The organism is Massilia sp. CT11-108 (genome assembly GCF_047302915.1).
GTDB classification, from domain to species: domain Bacteria; phylum Pseudomonadota; class Gammaproteobacteria; order Burkholderiales; family Burkholderiaceae_D; genus Telluria; species Telluria orientalis.
Genome location: NZ_JBKYMO010001168.1, coordinates 1 through 576 on the forward strand (window position 1 = coordinate 1; position 576 = coordinate 576).

Annotated in this window: 1 protein-coding gene; it reads left to right on the forward strand. The window is 64.4% G+C overall.

Annotated features, from left to right (window positions below; all coding sequences use genetic code 11):
* On the forward strand, positions 1-576 hold a 576-nt coding region (locus tag ACEN88_RS33780; RefSeq protein ID WP_413346726.1), incomplete at both ends, for an RHS domain-containing protein.

Below are 576 nucleotides of genomic sequence, written 5' to 3' on the forward strand. Positions count from 1 at the left end.
CGCAACGGTGTGACGCGCTACAGCTACGATCCGATCGGGCGCATTTTGTCGGCCGTGCAGCCGCAGTCGAGCGAGCGTTTTGCGTTCGATCCGGCGCATAATCTGATCGATGCGACGGTGGCGCCGGTCGGCCGCGTCGAGGGCAATCGCATTCGCGTGTACGAGGACAAGCGTTACGACTACGATGCGCATGGCAATGTCGTCGAGAAGCTGGTCGGCAAGCATACGCGGATGCGGTTCGAGTGGAATCCGGCGCATCAGCTGGTGCGCAGCGTCGTTTCACGTGGGCCTTCGGATGTGGCGCAGACTGTCAGCTATGCCTATGATCCGTTCGGGCGCCGGATTGCGAAGCGGGATGCGTTTGGCGTCACGCGGTTCGTGTGGGATGGGAACCGGTTGCTGTGCGAGCAGCGGGGGAGTCATTCGAGGACGTACGTGTATGGCGAGGATGCGTTCGTGCCGCTGGCGCGGGTGGATGCCGTCGCAGATTCGGGTGGCGCGGCGCGGGCTGAGGTGCGGCATCTGCATACGGATCATCTCGGGACGCCGCGGGAGATGACCGATGCGGGTGGGCGG